The 1,382-nt window shown below is 47.7% G+C and carries 3 protein-coding genes; all 3 read left to right on the top strand.

The window, feature by feature from the left end; all coding sequences use genetic code 11:
• On the top strand, positions 1–503 hold a 503-nt coding region (locus R8N46_RS24765), incomplete at its 5' end, for an FHIPEP family type III secretion protein (RefSeq protein ID WP_318189717.1).
• The gene (gene vcrR / locus R8N46_RS24760) at positions 503–916 is read left to right on the top strand and encodes an LcrR family type III secretion system chaperone VcrR (RefSeq protein ID WP_024703743.1); all 414 of its coding nucleotides are present in this window, start codon (positions 503–505) and stop codon (positions 914–916) included. The genes R8N46_RS24765 and vcrR, both read left to right, overlap by 1 nt.
• 60 nt (positions 917–976) lie before the next feature.
• Positions 977–1,261 (top strand): LcrG family type III secretion system chaperone VcrG, encoded by a 285-nt coding sequence (gene vcrG, locus R8N46_RS24755; RefSeq protein ID WP_005464408.1) that lies wholly within the window; start codon positions 977–979, stop codon positions 1,259–1,261.
• The last annotated feature ends 121 nt before the right edge of the window (positions 1,262–1,382 follow it).

Genomic DNA, 1,382 nt, shown 5'->3' with positions numbered 1-1,382 from the left:
GCATCGTCCCGCTACAAAAAATGACGGAGATTTTGCAACGTTTGGTGTCTGAGGACATTTCGATTCGTAACCTTCGCGTCATTTTAGAGGCCATGGTCGAGTGGGGACAAAAGGAAAAAGATGTTGTTCAGTTGACGGAATACATTCGTTCAAGCTTAAAGCGTTACATCTGTTACAAGTATGCGAGCGGTCAGAACATGTTGCCGGCGTACCTTCTGGACCAGAGCCTTGAAGACACGATTCGCAGCGGTATTCGACAAACCTCGGCGGGCAGCTACTTAGCGCTTGACCCTTCGGTTACGCAGCAATTTGTTAGCGATGTAAAACAGACCGTAGGCGATTTAAGCCGTATGCCGAACAAGCCTGTTCTGGTGGTTTCAATGGATGTACGTCGTTATGTTCGAAAGCTGATTGAATCCGAATATTACGATTTGCCCGTTCTGTCTTTTCAAGAACTCACTCAGCAGATCAACATTCAGCCACTTGGACGGGTAGGGATGTAATGAACGCAGCACTTGTACAATCGTTTGAACAAACGGGGATCGAAGTGACGCCGTACTTTTGGCAAAAAAGTGCGATTCAACTTGGTTATCGCATTGAAGTTGATGGCATGGAGCTGGTATTTCGTGTCGAACAAGGGGAGATCATTATTGTACTCCTCAAACGTGTGAGTCCGAATTTGGGGTTGAGTAACCCCTTTTCTTGCCTATTTCTTTTGGCTGAGCACGCCATCCCTCTTTTTCCTTCTGATTGGGTTATCCGCGGTAACGTTGATGTGTTGCGTGGTAGCAACATGAGTAGCCAACGCTTGGCTCAATTCTACTTACGCGCCTGTGGCGCTAGCCACGATCAACAAGCCGACTGGTATTTTTTGCGGCTTGCAGACTATCGCCCACTGAAAAAGAGAAAAATGTAAAAACTCTCGACTGTTACTGACAGCGCCAATGAGAAGACACGCTTTAAGATAGGAATCAATATGAAGCAACCCTTTACCCAAGCTATTGAAAATGCAGAGTTAGCCATTCGAAATGCGGATGAAAGAAATGACATTTTTAGTGAGCTATTAGAAGGACTCGGTGTTGGCCCCGTAGCAGGAGAAGTTCTGCTTGGCGGTTTAAACGCCTCGCCGAAGTTAATGCAACACGCAGAGCAAGAACTCATCGAAGAAGTTCAGCGCCGCAGGCAGCAACAGCATCAGTTGCAAGGCGTGCAGGGTAAAAGACGAAAGCGACCAACCATGATGCGCGGTATGGTGATCTAGAGGTTTGGATATGACGAATATGACAACAACGGGCTCAGCAACTGGTGCGGCAACCGCCGCCGCAAGCAGTACGCCACTGCCAACGTTTGGGCAAAGCCTAACAGAGCAATTGACCCCAATT

This window comes from Vibrio sp. 1874 (assembly GCF_033344395.1).
Classification (GTDB): Bacteria; Pseudomonadota; Gammaproteobacteria; order Enterobacterales; family Vibrionaceae; genus Vibrio; species Vibrio alginolyticus.
Note: the sequence above shows the minus strand (reverse complement) of the source record. Positions and strands in the feature narration are given on the sequence as shown.

Excerpts from the sequence above, each read along its gene's own strand:
- vcrR (WP_024703743.1), top strand. The coding sequence starts at position 503 with ATGAACGCAGCACTTGTACAATCGTTTGAACAAACGGGGATCGAAGTG.
- vcrG (WP_005464408.1), top strand. The coding sequence starts at position 977 with ATGAAGCAACCCTTTACCCAAGCTATTGAAAATGCAGAGTTAGCCATT.